General features: G+C 42.3%; 14 protein-coding genes. 7 read left to right on the plus strand and 7 right to left on the minus strand.

All coding sequences use genetic code 11. The features are described from left to right. Nucleotides 1–95: 95 nt before the first annotated feature. Complete coding sequence (locus FEM33_RS04800) at nt 96–3581, minus strand: sensor histidine kinase (RefSeq protein WP_139010969.1); 3486 nt, start codon at nt 3579–3581, stop codon at nt 96–98. Between the two features lie 443 nt (nt 3582–4024). Between FEM33_RS04800 and FEM33_RS04805 the strand changes: the two genes are divergently transcribed. The 6 genes from FEM33_RS04805 (at nt 4025) to FEM33_RS04830 (ending at nt 10833) form a co-directional block, all read left to right on the plus strand. Then, nucleotides 4025–6478, plus strand: coding sequence for a hypothetical protein (locus FEM33_RS04805; RefSeq protein ID WP_139010970.1), 2454 nt, complete (start codon nt 4025–4027; stop codon nt 6476–6478). A 29-nt stretch (nt 6479–6507) separates the two neighbouring features. Continuing rightward, on the plus strand, nt 6508–7677 hold the full coding sequence (locus tag FEM33_RS04810) for a T9SS type A sorting domain-containing protein (RefSeq protein ID WP_139010971.1): 1170 nt from the start codon (nt 6508–6510) through the stop codon (nt 7675–7677). 92 nt (nt 7678–7769) lie between these two features. Further along, entirely contained in the window at nt 7770–8192 is a 423-nt protein-coding gene (locus FEM33_RS04815; RefSeq protein WP_139010972.1) for a hypothetical protein, read from the plus strand. 286 nt (nt 8193–8478) lie between these two features. Continuing rightward, nucleotides 8479–9228: a LytR/AlgR family response regulator transcription factor gene (locus FEM33_RS04820; RefSeq protein ID WP_139010973.1), complete on the plus strand. Its 750-nt coding sequence runs from the start codon at nt 8479–8481 to the stop codon at nt 9226–9228. 213 nt (nt 9229–9441) lie between these two features. Then, nucleotides 9442–9921 (plus strand): hypothetical protein, encoded by a 480-nt coding sequence (locus FEM33_RS04825; RefSeq protein WP_139010974.1) that lies wholly within the window; start codon nt 9442–9444, stop codon nt 9919–9921. A gap of 336 nt (nt 9922–10257) precedes the next feature. After that, entirely contained in the window at nt 10258–10833 is a 576-nt protein-coding gene (locus FEM33_RS04830; protein ID WP_139010975.1) for a hypothetical protein, read from the plus strand. A gap of 51 nt (nt 10834–10884) precedes the next feature. Here the strand turns inward: FEM33_RS04830 and FEM33_RS04835 are convergent, their stop codons facing one another. Beyond that, the gene (locus FEM33_RS04835; protein ID WP_139010976.1) at nt 10885–11820 is read right to left on the minus strand and encodes a sugar phosphate isomerase/epimerase family protein; all 936 of its coding nucleotides are present in this window, start codon (nt 11818–11820) and stop codon (nt 10885–10887) included. Between the two features lie 26 nt (nt 11821–11846). Further along, nucleotides 11847–14699, minus strand: a complete 2853-nt coding sequence (locus tag FEM33_RS04840; protein ID WP_139010977.1) for a PQQ-dependent sugar dehydrogenase — start codon at nt 14697–14699, stop codon at nt 11847–11849. Between the two features lie 259 nt (nt 14700–14958). Here FEM33_RS04840 and FEM33_RS04845 point away from each other — a divergent pair, with 259 nt between their 5' ends. Continuing rightward, nucleotides 14959–15390: a DUF1810 domain-containing protein gene (locus FEM33_RS04845; protein ID WP_139010978.1), complete on the plus strand. Its 432-nt coding sequence runs from the start codon at nt 14959–14961 to the stop codon at nt 15388–15390. An 81-nt stretch (nt 15391–15471) separates the two neighbouring features. Here FEM33_RS04845 and FEM33_RS04850 read toward each other — a convergent pair whose 3' ends face one another. From FEM33_RS04850 to FEM33_RS04865, 4 genes are all read right to left on the minus strand, one after another. After that, on the minus strand, nt 15472–16131 hold the full coding sequence (locus tag FEM33_RS04850; protein WP_139010979.1) for a Rossmann-fold NAD(P)-binding domain-containing protein: 660 nt from the start codon (nt 16129–16131) through the stop codon (nt 15472–15474). A gap of 254 nt (nt 16132–16385) precedes the next feature. Continuing rightward, entirely contained in the window at nt 16386–17735 is a 1350-nt protein-coding gene (locus FEM33_RS04855) for an alkaline phosphatase family protein (protein ID WP_229214094.1), read from the minus strand. 28 nt (nt 17736–17763) lie between these two features. Further along, nucleotides 17764–20922: a TonB-dependent receptor gene (locus tag FEM33_RS04860; protein WP_139010980.1), complete on the minus strand. Its 3159-nt coding sequence runs from the start codon at nt 20920–20922 to the stop codon at nt 17764–17766. A gap of 269 nt (nt 20923–21191) precedes the next feature. Further along, nucleotides 21192–22739: a catalase gene (locus FEM33_RS04865; RefSeq protein WP_201747699.1), complete on the minus strand. Its 1548-nt coding sequence runs from the start codon at nt 22737–22739 to the stop codon at nt 21192–21194. Nucleotides 22740–22939: the final 200 nt, after the last annotated feature.

Genomic DNA, 22939 nt, shown 5'->3' on the forward strand with positions numbered 1-22939 from the left:
AATTGGGGTTTGACGATGTCACAATTGTATATTAAATTTGGTGATAGACTACAAGCAGACCGCGAATTTTTCCTTGGAGGCTGAATCTACCAAAATCAAATTCTGACACAGTTCAGCGTACACTCCCCTTGCTTTTGTAAAATGTCAAGCCGGTCCTTTGAAATTTGTAATCCTTTCGATTTATGACGTTTTACTTTGCTGTTGTATTCCTTAATTTCATAAGATTTCTTTCTTCCTATTCCATTGTCCTCAATCCTGCATTCAAATATATCTTCATTGATTTTATTAAAGGAAATGGTTAATGTCCGGTCTCCATCTTTATGCATTAATCCGTGCCACAAAGCATTTTCAACATAAGGCTGTAAAAGCATGGAAGGAAGGACAATTTCTTCAGTTTCAAGTTCGTCATCAACTAAAATCTGGTAAGAAAAGCTGTTTTCAAAACGCATTTGTTCCAGCTGCAGGTAAAGGTGAAGTACATCTTCTTCCTCTTTAATCGTAACCAGATTCTTATCCGAATTATTCAGCACCATCCTGAATAATTTGGAAAATTTGTTCAGATACTTGCTAGCCTCAGGGTATTTTTCAGTAATAATGCATTCCTGAATACTGTTCAGGCAGTTGAATACGAAATGGGGGTTCATTTGTGCTCTTAGCGCCATCAACTGACTGTCAGCCAGCATTCTGTTAATTTCCAGTAGCATCCTTTCCTTATCCAGAGCCTGATCCCGCGCCTGTGCCTCAGCAATTTTATTTGCGCTGATAGAAGCAATTGCTGTCAAGGCACGAACATGTTCTTCATTAAAAAAATTTCTACGGCTATGCTCCGAATCGATCACACCCAACAAATTTCCTTCATGCAAAATAGGAACAGAAACTTCTGATCTTTTTGATGGATCAACAGCAATGTAGCGTTTGTCTTTAGAAAAATCCGGAACAACAACAGCTTTTCTTACTGCTGCTGCCGTTCCTACGACTCCTTGACCTATTTCAGTTTCAATTGGGTTTACCAATTCATGGACTTTTGTATTTTTTAATCCATACAATGATTTTTGTATGAGCAATTTCCTTTTGCTGTTAAATAAATAAACCGAACAATCTTCAAAATGCAATTGCATAGAGCAGGTTCTGGCTATATCCCAGCAAATTTCATTTAATGTATTTCCGCCATACACGGAATCAATAAAATAATTTATGGTATTGTCAACAATGAGTTTTTGCTTGTTACGTAAATACTGCCGATACCATACGCCTAGCAAAATGGCAACAAGTACAGCCAATATCGTCAAAAACCACCATGTCTGCCACCAATAGGGTAATATATTAATTTGCAATGTAGTTGCCGTTTTCATCCATTTGCCGTTTGCATCTGTACTGCGGACTTTAAAAATATACTTACCCGGAGGGATGTTGTTATATGCCGCAACCAGAGATCTGCCAGAATTAATCCATTTATTGTCAATCCCTTGTAACTGATAACTATACTGAAGAGAAGGAATATCTCTGTGATTAAGCGATGAGTACTGAAATTTGATATAGTTCTGGTCCGGTTCCAGCTGAAGAATTTCTTTTGTATCAAATACATGCTCTTTTTCAAATATTCTGACAGAAGTAATATGCGGAGGCTGCTTGACGGAAATCCTGGAGAACAGGTGCGGGTTGATTTCAACCACCTGATCCAGCATAACCAGGTAAATTTTACCATTCGCAAATGTTACGTAGTTCCAGTAATTCTGTAAAGTTTTCCCAAAATCAATATCAACGTTGGTTACTTCTTTGGTTGTTGGATTAAAAAACACCAATCCTTCACGGGTTGCAGCCCAGATAAAACCTCGTCCATCCATTGCAATACTGCTTACATTATCCGATGGCAACCCGTTACCGGTGTTCATACTATCCAGGTATACACCCTGTTGATTTATTTTGATAACCCCTCTGTTTTTTATACAAACCCAAATATTGCCTTCATTATCTTCTAGCATGGAGGAGGATAAAGTTTCGAAATCATTAGCATTTGCCATTTTAGCGATAGAAAAATGTTCAGTTGCCGTGTTAAATTTTAGGATCCCAACTCCCTTCATAGCAAATAGAATATCACCTCTTTTAGTAACTAAGTAACCCAATACATTCTCGTAATTAAAAAAACCGTATTTAGGATCTTTGCCATCAAAGCGGAGGCACTTTTTAGTCTGCGGATTATACCTGTATATGGCATCGTTCCATATTTGGAACCATATATTTCCAATATGATCTGTAAAAATAAAAGGAGCCGGAGCCTTTTTTACTTTTTCGAATCTCCTTAGAGATTTTCCATTAAGAGTGTAAATGCCATCATAGCCAGCAAACCACCAGGTTTTGTTTAGTTTAACAGCCTTGTCAAACGAGTTCTGGATCAAGTCTTTCTTTCGGGTTATTGCATACCTTTCATATGTACGCGTAACCATATTATACTTGATTATTCCATCGGCCTTGCACGCTATCAGATGTGGTCCGTCTATGACAATGGAGTTGGCATGTGAAAACCCGGTTTCTAAAAAACTTTTGAAACTTGGCAATTCATAAATAGCCTGCAATGGAGCAATAATAGGATTTTTGCTCACACCATTGATGGTTCCAAGCCACACATTTCCTTCGGGATCTTCAATAGCTTCGTTAAAAAAGCCATATCCAATCGAATACTTCTGGTTTTGGCTGTAAGGAATTTTTCTGAATGGCTGTCCCGGAACTTTAAGAAAGCCGGCGAACAGATAAGTTGAGACCCAGATTCGTTCTTTACTGTCAATAAAAATATTGTTAAAGCCATTTAAGGTAATGCCATCTAGTTCATAATAAGTTGTAACCTGGTTTGTTTTATGATTCCAGAAACTTAGCGATGATTCTTTATCGCTTCCATACCATACATCAGCGTGCTTGTCAACGGCAATAGCAAAAACCTCTGACTTTTCTAGAACAGGAATGCCTGAGGGATTATGCTCTTTGCTAAACACCATATCTCTGGCACAATCTATAAAATAAGTATTGGAACCTCCCAGCCAAAACCCTTTACGATGCGGGTCCCAGATAAAAGCAAGTGATGAATAATGTTTATTACGGATAACTGCGGCAGAAGGTATTAATGCCTTTGCTTCATTTAATTTGCCGTTTGCATATAAAAAAACTGTTTTGCTTGTTAAAATCCATATTCTGTTTCTGTGATCTGCCTTGATGGTCAATATAATTTCATTTTCAATACTTGTATACTCTTTATTTCTGTAAAATTCCCCGGTTTGCTTGTTAAAAATGGCAACTCCCTTGTTTGTTCCAAGCATAAATTCCTTGTTGTTGGATAATGGCAAAATAGAGGTGATGAAAATGTTCTTTTCATTCCTGAATCCCATATATTGTTTTACTGTTGCACCATCAAAACGGTTTAGGCCGTTTGTCGTCCCTATCCATAAAAAACCGTCTTTATCACTGTAAAGGCTACGAACTTCCTTTGCACTAAGCCCGTCCTCTTCACGGATATTTTGAAAAACAAATTGTGCAAAAGTGCTTGTATATGAAAAAAGGAACAGTAAGCATATAAGAACCTTGCGTATCATTATTCGTTGAGATTAAGCCAGTACAGAAAACCTGGATCATAATTCTTAAATAAATGAATATTAGCAAGTAATTACTTATTAAAAGGTATTTTCCGGTTATTTAATGGAGTCATCATTCCGCAGTTTTATACTGCTTTCCAGAATGACGTATTTCGCATTTTCTGCCTTTTGACGAAGAATATCAAAAAAGTCACATGCTGACTTCTATTTTACCGTTTGGTAGCCCGAAGCGGTCACTGGGTCATTCTATATTTTAAAGTTTACGATTAAGCTGCACTTTTAGCATCACATAAATGCTTAATAACACCTTGCCATCTATTATCCATGAACTTTATAATCACACTTAAACAAACATGCACGATGGAACAAAAGCGGAGAAAACCAGTATATGACCATTGTCTCTTACCATTTATTTGACAATTAACTGATTACTAAAATATACTATGAAAAAACATTTTCTATACACACTGGCCTTACTATTGTTTGGCATTGGAGTTTTAAAAGCACAAACAATTCCATCTACAAACTCAAAACAATGTTTATCTTGTGTACCGCCTGGTTGGACAGGCTTCAGTACACCAACCGGTCATCTTCCTTCTGTTTCAGACAAGTTTATATATGGAGAAATTGGGCCATATATAACCAATGTGCCCAATGATTTTCTCGCAACTTATGACTGGGTTGATCCTTTACCTGCTCCACCTTCAGGACATTTTACTTTTCTAAGTATTAATAATACTGAACTTGTTAAGACATCAGCGTCTACTACAATAACCGGATTAATACCTGGTAGTATTTATAAAATCAGTGCCTATGTTAGTACCAGAGAAATTCATTATGGTCATCAATTTATAAATGGGAAAATAACAACAAAAACTTCTGCACATGGAAAAACCGCTAAGCTTACTTTAACGAATGGAGCAAGTGGTAGTGCAGAGTTTGACTTTAGTGTCAACAATTATCTTGGAACAATTGGTAAATGGCATCCTATTACACTTAAGTTCACAGCAACGGCTAGTCAGGCTACATTGACATTTTCAGGCACGGGCCAAAATCCTGCTTGGGACAAGGATAGTCCTCAGATTGTTAACCTTGATCTTGCTGCGGTACCAATAGAACGGATTTGCAGTGATAAACAAATTAAATTAACCTCGGATACGTGGAACCCATGTCCCGGAACCACGGAGAATCTAATTGATCCAAGTCACTATAATGAAGTTCCAGTTGGTACCCCGACTAATATCCCAGCCAATTTTGAAGTAAGGGTATTTGACAATCCTAATCATACCGGCAATCCTATAACCACCACAACAAAGAATGGAACGTTTTACTACTTTTTTTATGACAAAGTCAATTTGTGCTACAATACCAATAATTCTACCGCCAAGCTAACGGTAACTTTCCAGGGAGAGCAACAGGTTTTTATAAACACACCACAGATCTTTAATACATGTACCGGTACTACAGCAGATTTGAATTCTACTGTTACTCCTACTCAAAGTAACAACACAATTGTATGGTTTAAGAGCCCACAACATTTAGGTACTCAAATTCTTTATCCAAACGAAGTTGATGCCGGTACCTATTATGCATTTTATAAAAATCCTGAAGGTTGTTTCTTAACCCATAATTCTATTGCAAAAGTAGTAGTGAACATACCGCCACCTACGGAAGTACCAATAGCCAAGGAGATAATTCAGCAGCTTTGTCCAAGTGAAACCATTAACTTGAATAAAGCAGTAAGTAATTCAATTCCTGCCGATGTACAATTACTTTGGTTTACGAATTCATACCATCAGGGTACACCAGTTGCTGATCCAACAGCCGTTACAAAATCAGCAACTTATTATGCTTTTTACTTTGACAACTTAAACCAATGTTATAAGACAATGCATTCTACAGCGGACGTACTTGTTAGTATAATGCCCGAAGTTCAGGTACAATTGAGTACAGCTACAATCAAGAATGCTTGTCCAAGTACGACAGTGGACCTTACAAAGTCAATATCAGGCACTATTCCCAATGACTGGAAGGTAGTATGGTATTCAAATAATGTACATAGCGGAGCACAGGTTAAGAATCCGGCGTCAGTCAGTACGAATGGATCTTATTATGCTTTTTTCTATAACACAAATACAAACTGTTTTCAGACAGTGACATCAACTTCCAAAGTAGATGTGCAAATGTCAAGGTGTGATCTCGCTCCTACGGAAATCACTTTAAATGCAAAGGTATTTTTACAAGGCGCAATGCAGGGAGATACCATGCATAATCAACTTCAGACTTACTTTTCAGATGGAACAGGATTATTGCCTGTTTCAGATCCGTATGACGGAAGCAGCACCTACGATGATATCTACAATGTGCAGGGAGTAGCAGGAAAAGTTGTTGATTGGGTTCGTGTAGAAATTCGCAATGGATTGGATCCACATTTCCTACTGGAAGCAAAAAACTTGTTGTTGAAAACAAATGGAAAGATTGTTGATGTTGAAGGAAAAGAGCCGATTTTTTCTTTTCAGTCTGTTCCTGTAAAAGTGGTTGTAAAACATAGGAACCATATTCCGATTATGAGTAATGTGCTCAATTTTACTAATAAAAGTGTAAACTACGATTTTACAACATCCTTGCTTCAGGCAAGCAATACAGGAAATGATCCAGTACAGATGATCCAGGTAAATGGGGTATGGTGTATGTGGGCTGGTGATGTAAATGACGTATTCGATATGGGAATAGATGCGACAGACTACAACACCGTATTTTTCAGTAACACTAGTGCTCCTTTCGACGTATACATTAGAGAAGACCTTAACCTTGATGGAGGTGTAGATGTCACTGATCTGAATATGCTGTTCTTCAACAATGGCACTTCACCGTATTCTACAATATTAAACTATTGATTCACACTATATATCTAGAAATTACCATTATGTTAAGGACTTTTAGAACAGTTACAAGCTTGTTTTTAATGTTGATAACAAGCTTATGCTTTGCACAAAATACACCTATTGATAACGTGGCACCCGGCCCGCATTTATTCTTCAATGCAAAGAATGTTGTTACAAGCAACGATGTAACACCTTCGGTGAGCTTTGATATTTATATGTCGGTAAGTCAGGCATATGTAGATTACCTGAATGCCAACGGTGCTCAATTTGGCTTACAAAGTGTAGATGTTGCATGGGATGTTGATTTCGGAACAGACGGAACAGTAGGCCCGGCTTCTGTTGTAACTAATTCAGGAGTTAAAGTAAGTAATCAGATTCAAACCGTTCAGGCTCAGCTGAATGTACAAGGAAATTCGCCGGCTGGCTATGATGCTAAGTTTAAGTATACCTTCACAAGAACAGATGAAAACGCTGCATTGACTGTGGAGCCTGTAAAAGTTGCTTCGGTTAAGGTTACTTTCGGACCAAATGTAACCATTGGTACGGTTGCAAATGGAGCAAAGATTCAATTCAGATGCCAGGAGTCAGGTTTTGGAACAGGGCTTAGTGGTTCAAAGTGGGGCGATTTGAGTGGTAATAACCGGAACATAGTTGGTACAGATAATTTAGATGTTCCACTTCCCGTACGACTTGTTTCTTTTAATGCTGTGAAGCAGGAAAATGTTGCTTTTTTAAGCTGGATTACAACAGAAGAAGTCAATAGCGAAAAGTTTGATGTGCAGCGTAGTACCAATGGAAAAGAATGGAAAACCATAGCAACCATAGCAGCAAAAGGAGACAGTAAAGAACTGGTAAATTACGAGGCCATAGATAAGGAACCAGTTAACGGCTTAAATTTATATCGCCTTCACATGATTGATAAAGATGGAAGCAGTACTTTCAGTAAGATCCAAAGCCTGAACTTCGATGTTATGTCAAACATATCAATTTATCCGAATCCTGTTTCAGAACAGCTGAGTGTACTGGCCTCAGACTGGAATAATGTTGCAAGTGTTCAGATTTTAAATGCGAATGGATTGAAAGTTTATGAATCCAGCAATGATCCTATTAAAACCATCAATGTTGAGCACCTGCCAACTGGAATGTACATTGTTAAAGTTACGGAGAAAAATAATGTTGTAAATAACTACAAGATCTTATTGGCAAAGTAAATATCTGTATAATGGTTTATACTGTTTAGCTAATATATAAAGAGGAATAGGGATGTAATTAGTGCTTATCCTTCAGAATTATCATAATACATATGAGGAAAAATTTAATATTTACAGAGATCAGGAAATTACATTACGTTTTCATCATACTGATTTTATCAGCATTGTTTGTATCATGTCACAAGAAAAATGAGAGTGATGTTTGTATTGCACCTACAATTGAAAAAAATCTGGTTGGGATATGGGATGCATTGTTAATGTCCGATGAAGGAACCAAGTATATACTAGAATTTAAAAATGATGGTTCATACGTTGAAAGTAACGGATTGCTTTTTGGAACTGATAACGCACCAGATATCACATGGAAAATACAAAAGGATTCGGTGGTGGTAACTGGTAAATACAATAATGCAACATCAGGCAGTTATAGCTTTTCCGTTTTAACCAATACATGTGAAAAAGTAGTGTTTGATATGGAAGGGATAGACAAGCTCATACTTACCAGAAAAAAGTAAAATTTATATTATTTAGAAAAGGCCGGATCAAGTACAGCTTGATTCGGCCTTACTGTTTAAGTTACATTTCAAAATCTGTTCCAAAGCCGATTGCAAATGCTTTTGTCAATTCGGTTGTTCCGAATTTTTAACATAAAATTTTAATAATCTTGCTATTTCCTGACATTGATTTTGACCGTTGGATAATTCGCAGATACCGCTTGCGCAGTAAATAATTTGAAATTTAGGCCAGAGGGTAAATTCAAGCACTTAATTAGAAGTGTATTTGAACTGGTATTATTTACATATGATAAAGGTCCTGATTGTTGATGAGGAAACCAAAGCCCGGTGTATTCTGAATTATTACATAATTCATTTTTTGCCGGTGATTGCCGAAATCAGGCAGGCGGCTTCCGTAGCAGAAGCCAGAGATATACTGCTTGATTTTCAACCGGATGTCGTTTTTCTGGATATTAAAATGCCGCATCAAAATGGCTTTGAGTTTCTGGTCGGACTGGACAATTCTACTTTCGAGATCATTTTTACTACAACATACAGCTATTACACCATACAGGCAATCCGGTTCAGTGCACTGAATTATGTTCTCAAACCTATTGACCCCGACGAACTTACCAAAGCCGTTTTAAAGTCTATCGACCAACAGAACTCTGCCCGACAAAAGCTGCACCTCTATCAAAACCTGATCCGTAATGTTGAAAAGAAAAACATTAAAGATTTTCGCCTGGCGGTATCCTCCGAAGCAGGCACTTTTTTCTTTCATGTTTCTGACATACTTCATATTCAGTCAAGTGGCAAGTGCTCGCTGATTTATCTGGAAGGTAAAAAATCATTTCTTTCATCCAAATCACTGGAACATTATGAAGACATGCTTGATCAGTTTGACTTTATCAGAACGCATAAATCACATTTGGTAAATCCTGTTCATATTGCTTCTTTCAGCAAGAACAGTGAATTCATTATTCTTTCAGATGGATCAAAGGCGGAAATTTCAAGAAGAAAGAAACGGGATTTACAACAATATGACCGGATTGATTAAGAGTTCTGATTGGAAAGCCGAAAATTAATTTTTTCCATTTAATACTTCAAACCTGCCATTTGCTCATCGCTTTTATAATCATTAAAATTTAGTATTAAGTTCGTATCAAATATTCATAGCCGGTTATTATTTGATAGCCTTTTATGAATGACATTCGAGAACAAATAATATTTAAATAACAAAATATAAAAGGAGATAAAATCATATTAGCGGATGAAAAGGATACTGAATAGTCTGGAAAAGTGTTTTAGCTTGTATAAAATAAACTATCTGTTATCCGGTACATATGAATATATATTACTTAGGACGGAAAAGGAAAAGTCATCGGATTGCTGTGAAAATGCAGTGCTGGAAAAGGATGTCCGCAAGCATAATCTAATGTCGTTTTATACTGCAAATAATTGCGCTCAACAACCTTTCAAAATTGAAGTGATCGGAGAGTTTCACAATCACTCACTTGAAGAATATAATCAGCTTCATGCTGCTTACGGGATGTTTGAACTTCCGGTTATCTATATGGATACCTCTTTTGGCTTTCCATGGATTGTTTTGGGAAGCTTTAATAGAATTGATGATTTTAATAGAGAATTATTTCTCAATACGGATCTGCTGGCACTTTCACCCGTGGGGCAACCACGGCAAATAACTGCCACGCTGCTTACAGAAAATGATCTGTCGCATGCTTATAATTAGCCAGCTTGATTAAAGAAAACAGGTCATTGTCATTTACATTCATTTAGGTTTACGACAGTGTTAGGTAAATAAATTAAGATAAGGGTTTGTTATCAAAAAAGTGCGGGTGTTTCACCTGCTCTTTTTTATTTTAATTATAATACAGTGAACAGAATATAATTTGTAAATCCTCCATAGAATTATTTGCAAAATAATTTTAGCTAATTGTTTGAATTAATGAAATACACACACCTTCTTTTGATTATAATACTGCTGAAAGCAACTTTGTGTTATGCGCAAAAGCAGCCAACTGTAAATGTCGGAATGGATATTGGAGCAGGTATTAAAAGCAATTCGATGGCACCCAGTATTTATTACCATGAAAATTTAAGTGTCAGGGGCTTACAATGGCTTCAGTTTGGCATAGGGATCAGAGCTGGAGGTTATTACACCGGAGCAACGGATTTGCTTTCAACCAATGATGCCATTTCCAGCGATACGCTCATGTACAACCGTGTTTCTGCAAATACAATCAGTTTCGTGGCCGGAATGAACCTGAGGTTCTGGAAATTAAACCTTGGATTCAATACCGATCTGGTTAATCTTGCTTTCGGGGAACGGCGAAGCGGATTTTATTTAAAAAGACACTTGCCTGCAGATAGTGTCACGCATTATAACCAGTTTGTTCCCACCATTCCGGCAGTGTTTAACTTTATGCCTGTTGCCACACCTAATCAGAATGGTATTTCGGAGGTATATACCAGAATTTGGCTGTCCAGAAAGATCGGTCTGAAACTGGCGTACCTTTTTGGCCGGCAAACGTACACAACGAGGATCAACAAAAAATCACAGATTGTACTGGATAATGGCCAGAGGCGTTTTTCAACAGTTTATAAAATGCCTTATTTGGCCCTTTGCTTTTCACTTTTATGATTGAACTGGTTAACTGTTAGCTGTTGGCTTATAGCCAACAGCTAACAGCCACTAAACATCCATTTTAATCAGATTCTGATAACAGGTTGCGACACTTTCCATGGAAGGTGCAAGGTCATATTCTACAAAAAAACTCTGCATGCCGGCGATCTTGGCAGCCTCAAAAATCCGCTTGAACTCCACGATGCCGTTGCCGACTTCTGTAATTGTCTGCAAATCCTTTTTGATGTCTTTTACATGCCACAAAGGAAAACGTCCGGGATGTTCTTTAAATAAAGCAACCGGATCTTTTCCGGCTTTCGTAGCCCATGCAAGGTCCAGCTCCATTTTTACAAGGTCCTTGTCCGTTTGCGAAAGCACCAGTTCATAAGGTGTTTTCCCGCCATCGACAGGGTCAAATTCAGTTGCATGATTGTGATATGCAAAGCCGATGCCTGCTTTCTTGCTTGCTTCGCCCGTTTTCTGAAAAACCTCAATGGATTTTTTAATTTCGTCCGTTGTGCCGACCGGCGTACTGGCACAAACCAGATAACTCAGTCCGCCTTCCGCCGCATTGTCAACAAGCTGCTGATAATTATCCCGCAGATTCAGGGTTGGCGGAATACTAATTGGTTTCCCGTTTGCTCCGGTTGGCAGTTTGCCGCCAGCCGGCATTTTAAACGGTGCGCCAAGGGCATGGTGCGCACGCCATTTCAATCCCATATCTTCAAGAAGGCTTTTAAATTCCTTTGGTTTGTAACCATAATAACCTTCACGCATACTGAATGCCGATTCAATTTCCTTGTAACCGATCTTTGCAATCTGTTCAAGTGTGCCTTTCGGATCTTTATTCATTTTTTCAAAAACAGTGAAAAGCTGAATCCCGACAGGCTTTTTATCCTTGAACAGTTCATCTAATTCCGAGCCTTGTGATAAATAGGGGAGAGCAATTCCGCCAGCAAGCAGTGCACCTGCTTTTTTAATAAAATGTCTTCTGTTATTTTCCATTGCAGTGGGAAATTGAATGCGTTTGTTTATTTCTGTGAATCCGAAGCCTGCACGAAATTGATTTTGGAGAATGACAGCAGCGGTTGAATGGCCTTGGCTTCATCATTTTTGAAAACAAAATAAAGGTCATGTTTCCCCTTTACATCCTTCAGATCAATAACAACAGGCGGTCTGGCAAACGGATTCCGCTGCTTGGGCGTTTCTCCCGGCTTGGCATTTTTCTTTTCACTTTCCATTTCTGCCATTACTTTGGCTATGTCTACTTCGGGTGCAATTTCCACTTTCTGCTGACCTGCAATTTCTCCGGTAGGAGAGTCGAGCCTTATTTCTATGGTTCCGCCCACGCTGCCTTCGCGTTTCTGTGCGGAAGCATTGAGTGAAAGCTGACTTATGTTGGTCAGGTCAATGTTTTTGAAGCCCAGATAACTGTTATCAAATGCAACCACGCTGAAACCCAGTCCGGCAACGCCGAGTGCTTTCAGTTCGGCCCCTTTTACAACAGATGCTTCGGCTGCATTCATTTCCGGGCTTCGCAGGACGATCATTTCTTCGGAAGTCTGCGCCGGAATAGCCTTTGAACCGTTTGTTGCACGATCCGTATAAGCTGCCCGGATCAGGACTGAGCCGTTTCCATTATCGCCGTTCGGGATTTTAGGTGTAAATTCTCCTTTTACGGGTAAAGTGCTGAGCGTTTTGTCCGTACTGTTCAGAATGTATCTGACAATTACTTCCGCATCGGCAACAGGCAATGCAGGGTGCGCAGGCATGGCCACTTCGCCCCATACGCCGGCCCCGCCTTTCAGTACTTTACTTACAAGGTAATCCATTGAACCCGGCTGACTTTTGTATTTGTTCGAAACATCTGCAAAAGCAGGCCCAACCGATTTGGTATTAAGCTGATGACAAACCTTGCAGTCACTTTTGTTGATCAATGCCTGTGCAACGGCAAACTGCGTCGAGGCATCCACGCTTCGCTGACCCTGGATTACTTCTGCATAATCAAATCCATCGGACGTATAATCAATGCTGACTGCGATCTGCTCCGGCTTTATCTTTCCGTCTGCAAGGCTTCCGTCTTCCTTGTCGCTTACATTAACGGCATACTGGATGGGCTTTCCGGGAAAGAAAAATGTCCTGTTGTCTGAAAGGTCGACAGTAACCTGTGGTGGTTCGTTGCCGGCAACTATCTTGAGAGACTGGCTGTTGCTTGCACCTTTGGCATCGGTAACATGGAGCGTGGCCATGTAAACGCCGGGTTTGTCAAAAGTAACGCTGGGATTTGCTGTATTGAATGATTTGGTGACATTGCCGGGACCTGTTACTTTCCAGTTGTATCTGAGCACATCTCCGTCATAATCCCTGGTTCCTTCGGACGATAATTTGGCCTGAAACGGAACAGTTCCTCCTTTTTTGTCCGTTGCAACCTGCACGACGGGTTTTCTGTTTCCGCCGTTGTATTCAATCCGGACAAGACGGGAATTATCGCTTTTACGGAACCAGTTGCTGCCATATTCCAGAATGTAAAGGTCTCCGTCCGGACCAAACTTGATATCAATTGGCTGCACCGGATGATATGCCGGCATGACACGTTCCATGGATTCATAATCCCCGTTTTCCTTCATGGAAACAGCCATGATCCAGCCGCGTGAAAAGTCGGCCATGATCCATTTGTTTTCATAATAGGCAGGCCAAGGGCGTTTCGGGTTTTTAAAATCGGATTTATGAAATATAGGTCCGCCCGTAGCACTTCGCGAGCCGGAACCCACCAGAGGGAATTTCTCCGAGACGCCGTATGGATAATAAATAAAGGTCGGCTCCGTTGGCGGAAGTTCCCGTAAGCCGGTATTGTTAGGTGAGGTATTGATAAGGTTTTTAGGATCTTTTTTAGCAAGCGGTTTATTGGCTGCATAGTCATAAACCGGAAAAGCCTGATCATCAGCGACAAACCACGGCCACCCGAAATTTCCGGGTTTTCTTGCCTGATTCATTTCATCGTATCCGCGCGGACCGATTTCCGAATCTTCGCCGGCATCCGGACCGACCTCTCCCCAGTAAACAAATCCTGTTTTGCTGTCAATGGCAATGCGCCACGGATTTCTGTGACCCATGGAATAAATCTCCGGACGTGTTTTTGCGGTTCCTTTCGGGAAAAGATTGCCTTCCGGAATGGTATAAGTGCCATTCGGCTCCGGATGGATTCTCAGGATTTTTCCTCTCAGATCATTTGTATTTCCGGCATGGCCCTGATCGTCCCAGCTGCTGCGGCCTTCACGTTCATCGGTTTGTGCCGCTTGCTGGTTTCCGGTGTTGTTCCCGACGGTAAGATAAAGATTTCCCGCTTTGTCCCAAGTCATACCGCCGCCGGTATGGCAGCATACTTCACGCTGTGTTTCTACTTCAATTACAGTCTTTTTGGACGACTCAACCAATTGATCGTCTTTGAATTCCCAGCGCCCGAGCACGTGCTTTTTCTCGGTCGGATGCGCATAGTAAAGGTAAATCCAGTGATTGGTTTCATAATTCGGATCCAGCGTAAGTCCCATCAGCCCTTCTTCGGCTTCTCTTACAACACCTTCCGCACTTGTGTATTTTGTATTGACCGGAATCTCGGCAATCAGATCAGTGGTTTTGGTGACCGGATTGTACTTCTTAAGCGCTCCTTTTCTTTCGATTATCAAAGCGGAGCCGTCTTTAAGAACTTCAAAAACCATAGGTTCGTCAAGGTTTTCGGCAATTACCACAGGCGTAAATCTGCTTTCGTCAGGCTTGGGCGTGGTGTCCTGTAAAGTAAATGACATAAGAAATGAAACAGTCAGGATGTTCACTGCACATTTGAAAGTCAGAATGATTTTTTGCCGGAAAGTATAAGTATTTATCATTAGTAACGGTTTATTGTATATAACAAATAATAATATTAAAAGAAAAAATTGATAATAGAAAAGATTAAACAAGCCAAAATGGCCAGTTATGTTATTTTCATGTATTAGTACCAAAATTCACAGAATAGTGAAATGTTGAAAGTATTTTCAGCAGGAAAATTTCCTTTGCCTGCTATAAAGGCTTTTGATATTTGTTGTTTGGAAATTAGTATTGCGGTTATTTCATCAGCTTGCTTTTACAACTTTAAACCGGATCAAAATGAAAACCGAGCGTAACCTGAACAGGTTTTTGGAAGCACAAAACCGCGATTATCCACAGGCATTGGCTGAAATGAAAAGCGGAAGAAAGCGAAGTCACTGGATCTGGTATATTTTCCCTCAGATACACGGGCTGGGTTTCAGTTCCACGTCTGAATTTTATGCCATCACAAATCTGAATGAAGCAAAAGATTACCTGCAGCATCCGGTTTTGGGAAGCAGGCTGATTGAAATTACAAAGGCAGTACTTGCACTCAGCGGCAAAACAGCCAACCAGATCATGGGAAGTCCGGATGATCTGAAACTGAAATCCTGTATGACTTTATTCAGTTTGCTGGAAAATACGGATCCGGTTTTTCAGGCAGTTCTGGACAAATATTTCAACGGCATGCAGGATCAGAAAACGCTGGCCATTATAAAAAGTGAAAGTTAGAGTCTCCATTGTACCGTATTAAAAATTTCCTGAAACCAAGTTTCAGGAAATCTGAATTTCAGCAGCTGTTCCGGATTTGAATCACGAATTTGCGAGTGCCACAATGTCTTTTACTTCCAGTATTTTTTTAGAATAACCTTTGCCTGCTGCCTTGATCATGGTTTGCCCTACTTCCTGTAATGTACAGAAACCGGCCGGGAACAACTTGCGGCCAACAGGATAAAACCAGAAAATAAGCTTGTAATAGGATTTTATATTTTTCTGTCCCGGCGTTGCTTTCATAAAGCCCGGGCGGAACATGTATGCATTTTTAAACAAATGCAATAGTGCATTTTCAGTAGCGCCTTTTACGCGTGCCCACGCAATACTTCCCTGTTCACTGCTGTCGGTACCCGCGCCTGTAACGTAGCAGAAAGTCATTTCCGGATTAAGTCTGGCCAGTACTTGTCCAAAATTCAGCGTGAGGTCGTAAGTAATGCGTCTGTATTCTTCGTTGCTTATGCCGACTGACGATATTCCCAAGCAGAAAAAGCAGGCATTGTACCCGGCAAGCTGCGTTTCGACAGGAGCAAGGTTGAAAAAATCAGAATGAATGATTTCCTTCAGCTTCGGATGCGTTATGCCTCCGGGCTTCCGGTTGATGACAAGAACCTTTTCCACATCCGGATGATTCAGGCATTCCAGCAAAACGCCTTCGCCGACCATGCCCGTCGCTCCTGTGATTATTGCATTGATTTTCATAGAAATATTGTTGAGTGCCTGCGCCCGGCTTTGTAAGGTCAGAACTTTAAAATTACAAGAGCCGGTATTCAGTTTCAGGCTTTTTTACATCCGTATGCCTGTAAGGTATTAAATATTCCGTCCATTTTAAAGAAGTTGAATTCTTGTAAATGTCATTTGTTTCCAGGCTGGCGCAAGGTTGGTTTTGATTCGGGGATAAACGTCAAAAGCAGGACATATGCCCTGCTTTTGACGTTTATTGATCATTACGGTTACTATTTGTCAGCAGTCAGCAATCCGGGATAAAGTGTTCCCTCAGCCGAAGGAAACGGCATATTCAGCAGTTTCGCAACAAGCGGAGCAATATCCTGCAGACCCATTTCCGGAATTACGGCGCCTTGCCTGATGCCTTTGCCAAACACGACAAAACCCGTTTGTATTTCCTTGAAGTCAGGAAAAAACCCGTGTGTGCCGCCGCTTGCCGAACGTACAAGCTCGCCAGTCGCAGCACTGCTGATCGTGAAGCCTTGTTTCGGGGCGAGTGCAAGCGCGGCAGTCGGATCGGCTCCGATCATGTCCAGCGCAGTCCGGTCTTTCACTTCAAACATGTTTTTTTCCGAAGCAGAAAGTTTGGTCAATGCAGCTTTTACTTTTTCCAGTGTCTGCGTGTCGTTTTTGTCCTTCAGATGCAGGAACGCAGCGCCGCCGGAACCATGAAAATAAGCTTTCCAGTCTGCTTTGTTTGCCGGATCATACAAGCCTTCTTTTGCAAGGAGCACGTTAGGCGCAATAGCCGAATGAATATCTACAAAACCGTGGTCTCCGGTAACAATAACCGTCGTATTATCCTTGATACCTGCCTTGTCAATTGCTTCCAGGATTGTCTTCACACCGCCGTCCACACTGCTCAGCGCCGCACGGACCTTGTCTCCGTCGCGTCCCTGCTCGTGCTCGAAATGGTCCAGCGCAACAAGGTGAACAGCCAGAAATGCCGGTTTGTACTTACGGATGATGTAGCCGCTCATACGTGACAAATTGGCATCAATGCCGAGATAATCCCCGTCAAAGTCGATTTCTTCCAGCTGGCCGGTTGCCTGCTGCTGCACTTCCTCGAAAAAGCCTTTTGGCGAAGCATTTTCTGAAAGTGCATGCATCATATCGCGCTTGCCACCCTTTGTTTTGGGCAAATACCAGAATTCCGGAATATTATAATCGGCCGGACCGCCTACCGAAACCGGCCAGAATACGGATGCCGTTCTTAATCCCTGTGCCTTTGCCGCACTGAAAATAGTCGGGGCCTTAATCGTTTTGTAATCCCATATCCATTTTCCGGTAACTTCCAGTGGCTCAGGCGGCGTATTGTAATGTACGCCGTGCTTTGCAGGTTTTACGCCGGTGATCATTGTCGTATGCGAAGGATAAGTGACAGTCGGGAACACGCCGGTTACGCCGTCTGCGTAGGCGCCTGTCTGCATGGCCTGCCGCAGATTCACCATTGACCACGAAGGATCTTTGTAAAACTCGGGCCGGAGTCCGTCGATGCTGATCAGGATCACGTGTCTTTCCTGAGCAATGGAAGCACAGGAAAGTGCCATAAGCAGGAATGAAAAAACGACTTTACGCATGTCCGTCCATTTGTTTCTATTTACCATCTTAAAAAGCATATCTGAGACCAAGCTGTACCTGATAAGGGTTTCCGTTCAGGCTGGATACGCCGGCGCCTTTGTTTACATTATATACAAATTCTTCTTTGGTCTTGTCGAAACTGCGGATCGTCAGAAGATTCTGCTTGCCAAGGTTATTTCCCACACCCCAGTCTTTGTTAAGCATGTTGGCAACATTGAAAATATCAACGGATGCTTCAATGCCATGATTTCTGTAAATCCTGAAACGTTTTGCAAGCCTCAGATCGAACACACCGTAAAAGTCATTGACACCGCCGTTGCGCTCAGCCACTTTTCCTGCATTTTCGCGGATGTAGCGTTTGATACTTTCTTCAGCTTCAGGATTGTCAAGAATAGCCTGGATTCCCGTACGCAGATATTCCGGTGTGGCGGTATTTGCAGGATTATACACAAAAGCAAGGTCATTAGACGATACAAAATCCCCGTTCATATTTCCGCTTACTGCCAGCGTGTAGCGCGTTCCGCCAATTCCTGAGTAACGAAGTCCTACTGTTATGCCCCAGAAGCTTGGTGCCGTTCCGTAGAATACCACTTTCTGGCGGAACTGATTGTTTGCATACGACATTTTGCTCAGGTCGCGCGGATCGTCCACAACCATCTGGTCGAGGGTAGCCGTATTGGCCACGTTACCATTGTAAGAAGTATTGTCTTTGGAGTCGTTCCAGGTATAGGAAGCAGTGATTTGTCCGTCACGGAAATAGCGGTAAGTTCCGTCAATCACAACGGCGTACTGGTTTTTCTTGCCTTCGCTCACCAGTTCCAGTACGCGGCCGACCTGATTTGTTTTACGGCCGTTCAGCCAGTTTGTAGCACCATTGGTAGCATTGATGCTTGCAGCCGGAACGTACACGCCGCGATTGGCTTCGGCTTCAATTCTGAAGAACGGATCGTCCACCATATTGCGGTCCAGATACATGTAATTGTTGCGTGCCCATGATGCATATCCGCTTACCCCGATGCGAAGACGGTCGCTGAAAAAGTGGTTGTAAGAAAAGTTAGTCTTGTAAACCACCGGTACTTTTGCATCCGGACTGTTGGTGTTGATCGTGATCAGCCGCTCAATACCCGGTATGTTAAACAGTTCTGCACCCGGTGCAGTAGACGGATCATTGCGGTAGCTCGGGAAATTCGGTGTGGGTACAAGATCGCCCTGAATCTCTACAGAAGCTACTTTGGAACCGTCAAAAAGCATATTGTTCACCATAGAATACGGGTTGAGTGCCGAGCCGAACACACCCGCACCAAAACGGATTACATCCTTGCTCTGATCGTTGACATCCCACGTAAACTGCACGCGCGGCTGCAATTGCAACGTATTGATTTTGTTATCCGTACGTATTCCAAGCTGATCGTAAACGACCTGGCTGAAATTGGCGCGGTTCAGGTAAGTCGTATGATCCAGGCGAAGACCGGCTGTCATTTCGAGTCCCAGGCCGAGGCGGGTTTCCATTTGTGCATACAAGCCCGAGCTCAGGGAACGTACTTTTTGGCTTTCATCCTCCGACATGTAGATTTCGCGTGCATACCGGTATGGTTTCAGGTTATTGAAGTTTTCAAGACCGGTAAAATAAAAGCGGCCGTTCATTTCGCTTCCGTAGCGCGAATGCATCTGGTTGTACATCAGGTCAACGCCGAAAGTAAAGTTGATTTTTCCGGTGTTGTAATAAAAATTATCGACAAGCTGAAGAACATTTCCTTTGAACCATTCCGGTGAAAAACGCTGTCCGCCGATCTGAATGGAATTGAAGTAAGTGTTTGTTCCTGAAACGGATTCAACGTTTTCAACAATGGCACGCGGAATGCCTTGTGCCGGCAGCTCATCGCTCGGAATTACGGCTACGTCTTCATAAAAATGCTGCAATTTGACTTCATTCGTGATTTTCGGACTCAGGATCGTGCGCAATGATGCCATGATGCTGTTGTCAAACTTTTTACGGTTGATATAGGATTCATAAAAGTTGATTCCCGAGTTGTCCCCTTCAGAAAGCTTGTCGTCTTCACGTACAAAGTTGTTGCGCAGTGTAAGCAGGTTTTTGGAGTTCAGCTGCCAGTCGACACGTGCAAAGATGGCATCCGTACCTTTTCTCTTGTCAAATGCACCGTACTGAGGTGCATCCGACATGCCGTACTTGCTGCGCGCAATGGCGCTGAATTCTTCCAGTGTTTCATTAGTAACGCGGTTGGCTGCTATATCGGCGGGCGAAAGGTTGTTGGCAATGTAAAGCGGACGTGAGTCGGCCTGATGATCCCATGCAACGAAGAAATGCGCCTTGTCGCGGATAATCGGCCCGCCCAGTGAAAATCCGTACTGATAAGTAGAAAACTGCTGTGTTCTTTTGTTGCCGCGAAGGTCGTAAGGACTCGAAAGCCAGTCGGTTCTGCCGAAAGTGAATGCGCTTCCTGAAAGCTGGTTTGTTCCCGATTTTGTTACCGTACTGATCGTACCGCCACCGGCGCGGCCCATGGTTACGTCATATTCATTGGTTACAACTTTAAATTCACGGATTGCTTCCATGGAAATGGAGTAAGCACTCTGTGTGCTTCCGCCGGCAATGGTACCGCGGGAAGTCATGCCGTCAATCGTGTAATTGGTGGATGATGCCAGCTGGCCGCCCAGGCTGCTTCCGTTGCTCAGCGGTGAAAGGTCGATGAGAGAAGTAAAATTACGGCCGTTTACGGGCAGCCTTCCGATGTCTCTTGCCGAGATCGGTGTGGAAGAGCCGAGCGTCATGACGGTATTTTTAAGAGAACTGGCTTTGATATCAACAGCCTGCAGTTCGGTAGCGTCTGTTTCCAGTGCAAAGTTGAGCCGCAACTGGTCGCCCTGGTTCAATGCATAGCCGCTTTTTTTCTGCTCTCCGTATCCCACATATGAAACGCTGACGGAATAGGGCGAACCAAGCGGAAGCTGCTTGATAATATAGTCACCGTTGATATCCGTTACCGTACCCGCCTGAAAACCGGTAGATTCATTGCGGACAATAACCGTAGCACCGACAATGCCTCCAGCCTTTGATTCTGATACTTTTCCTGTGATCGTCGCTTCATTGCCCTGCCCGTAAGTGCGCGGTGGAGCTGTGCATAATAAGATGCAGAGCGCAAAAAATGCGGTAATTAATCTGATCATTTTGTGTTCGTTTTTAAAAGGGATTGTAAATGGAGTGCGAAAGTAGGCACCTGATATTACCAGGACGTTAAGCGAGGGTTAATGCTGGATTAAATCGGCAAAGGGGTGAAATGTGAGATGCAGCATGTGAGATGCAGAAAATGAAATGTGAGCAGTAAGGTAGAAGAGAAGTTGAGGCAAGAGTTAAAATAAAAGCCCGTTCCGGAGTGGAACGGGCTTTTGAATGCAGATCATCCGGATTGCCGGTTTATCAACTATTGAAAAGCGGATCAGTACGGGTTTGCTTCTCTGGAAACTGATTCGGCTTGTTCTACTGCTTTATGCGTGTCGGTTGTTCCGATCGGACCTGCGTCAATGACTTTGGATTCACTGGCTTTCAGTCCTTCGGCAAACCTTCTGCCGTAATCTTCATCACATTGCGTGAAAAGCTCGATCATTTTTTCCTGAATATGCTTTTTGGCAGGAGCAAGCGTATTTACAAGATTGTTGATCAAGTCGTCACGTTCCCAGTCTTCAAAATTCCGGTACGTTTCGCCTGCCTGCTGAAAGTTGTTCTGTCTGCTGATTTTTTCCCTGACCAGTGCTGCCTGATACATCGGCGTATGTTCACGTCCGTTTCTTGGCGCTTCTTTCAGGCCGCCCATGGTTGAAGGCTCGTAATTTACATGCGGATTCAACCCTTCAACAATATCTTGTCTGTAAGCCATTTGTCCATCCCGCTGATTGGAAGCCACCGCGCGTTTCGGTGCATTGATCGGAAGCTGCAGATAGTTGGTGCCTACGCGATAGCGCTGTGTATCGGAGTAGGCGAATGTGCGTCCCTGCAGCATTTTGTCATCTGAAAAGTCCAGTCCGTCCACCAGTACACCGGTACCAAAGGCAACCTGTTCCACTTCGGCAAAATAATTTACAGGGTTCCGGTCCAGAGTCATTTTACCTACCGGCAAAAACGGGAACTGTTCTTTGGGCCACAATTTGGTATCGTCCAGCGGATCAAAGTCCAGCTCGGGATGTTCTCCGTCAGCCATAATCTGGACGCATAGTTCCCATTGCGGAAATTCTCCTTTTTCAATGGCTTCATACAAATCCTGCGTTGCGTGATTGAAATTTTTTCCCTGAATTTCCTCAGCCTGTTGCTGAGTCAGGTTCCGGATTCCCTGCAAAGGTTCCCAGTGATATTTTACCAGTACTGCTTCGCCTTCCGCATTTACCCATTTATAGGTATTCACGCCTGAACCCTGCATCTGCCGGTAATTGGCCGGAATTCCCCATGGAGAAAAGAGGAACGTAATCATATGCAATGCCTCGGGCGTATTGCTGATAAAATCAAATATCCGTTCGCCGTCCTGGATATTGGTGACCGGGTCCGGTTTGAATGCATGCACAAGGTCGGGGAATTTCATGGCATCGCGGATAAAAAATACCTTCAGGTTATTCCCGACAAGATCCCAGTTTCCATCTTCTGTGTACATTTTCACCGCAAAACCACGCGGGTCGCGGAGTGTTTCAGGCGAATGGCCGCCATGAATCACGCTTGAGAACCGTACGAAAACAGGCGTACGCTTTTCAGTATTCTGAAATACTTTTGCTCTTGTATATTTGGCAACAGGCTCGCCGCCTACTGTTCCGTAGCTTTCAAAATATCCGTGTGCTCCGGCTCCGCGTGCATGCACTACGCGTTCAGGAATACGTTCACGGTCAAAATGAGACATTTTTTCAAGAAAATGATAGTTCTCCATCGTTACCGGCCCGCGATTGCCTACCGTACGGGTATTCTGGTTGTCATAAACCGGATGCCCTTGCCGGGTCGTCAGCATTTCTGAACCGGTTGTTGCCGAATTTTCTCCATTAGCCGGAATTACCTGTGGTTTTCCATTGCCGTTGGAATGTGATTCTTGATCCATAATAAGTTTATTTGGTTGATATTGAGTAAACTTAATTTCTTTTCCTGCATTCAGGCCGTGATCCGGCATTCAGAGTCATTACAGATTGGCCGAAATGTTACTTACCGAAAAAT

Origin of the sequence: Dyadobacter flavalbus (genome assembly GCF_006149045.1) — a bacterium.
GTDB lineage: Bacteria > Bacteroidota > Bacteroidia > Cytophagales > Spirosomataceae > Dyadobacter > Dyadobacter flavalbus.

What these genes read in the sequence shown, in the direction of transcription:
- FEM33_RS04800 (WP_139010969.1), bottom strand. Translation starts at nt 3,581, where the DNA reads ATGATACGCAAGGTTCTTATATGCTTACTGTTCCTTTTTTCATATACA.
- FEM33_RS04805 (WP_139010970.1), top strand. Translation starts at nt 4,025, where the DNA reads ATGAAAAAACATTTTCTATACACACTGGCCTTACTATTGTTTGGCATT.
- FEM33_RS04810 (WP_139010971.1), top strand. Translation starts at nt 6,508, where the DNA reads ATGTTAAGGACTTTTAGAACAGTTACAAGCTTGTTTTTAATGTTGATA.
- FEM33_RS04815 (WP_139010972.1), top strand. Translation starts at nt 7,770, where the DNA reads ATGAGGAAAAATTTAATATTTACAGAGATCAGGAAATTACATTACGTT.
- FEM33_RS04820 (WP_139010973.1), top strand. Translation starts at nt 8,479, where the DNA reads ATGATAAAGGTCCTGATTGTTGATGAGGAAACCAAAGCCCGGTGTATT.
- FEM33_RS04825 (WP_139010974.1), top strand. Translation starts at nt 9,442, where the DNA reads ATGAAAAGGATACTGAATAGTCTGGAAAAGTGTTTTAGCTTGTATAAA.
- FEM33_RS04830 (WP_139010975.1), top strand. Translation starts at nt 10,258, where the DNA reads ATGGCACCCAGTATTTATTACCATGAAAATTTAAGTGTCAGGGGCTTA.
- FEM33_RS04835 (WP_139010976.1), bottom strand. Translation starts at nt 11,820, where the DNA reads ATGGAAAATAACAGAAGACATTTTATTAAAAAAGCAGGTGCACTGCTT.
- FEM33_RS04840 (WP_139010977.1), bottom strand. Translation starts at nt 14,699, where the DNA reads ATGATAAATACTTATACTTTCCGGCAAAAAATCATTCTGACTTTCAAA.
- FEM33_RS04845 (WP_139010978.1), top strand. Translation starts at nt 14,959, where the DNA reads ATGAAAACCGAGCGTAACCTGAACAGGTTTTTGGAAGCACAAAACCGC.
- FEM33_RS04850 (WP_139010979.1), bottom strand. Translation starts at nt 16,131, where the DNA reads ATGAAAATCAATGCAATAATCACAGGAGCGACGGGCATGGTCGGCGAA.
- FEM33_RS04855 (WP_229214094.1), bottom strand. Translation starts at nt 17,735, where the DNA reads ATGCGTAAAGTCGTTTTTTCATTCCTGCTTATGGCACTTTCCTGTGCT.
- FEM33_RS04860 (WP_139010980.1), bottom strand. Translation starts at nt 20,922, where the DNA reads ATGATCAGATTAATTACCGCATTTTTTGCGCTCTGCATCTTATTATGC.
- FEM33_RS04865 (WP_201747699.1), bottom strand. Translation starts at nt 22,739, where the DNA reads ATGCTGACGACCCGGCAAGGGCATCCGGTTTATGACAACCAGAATACC.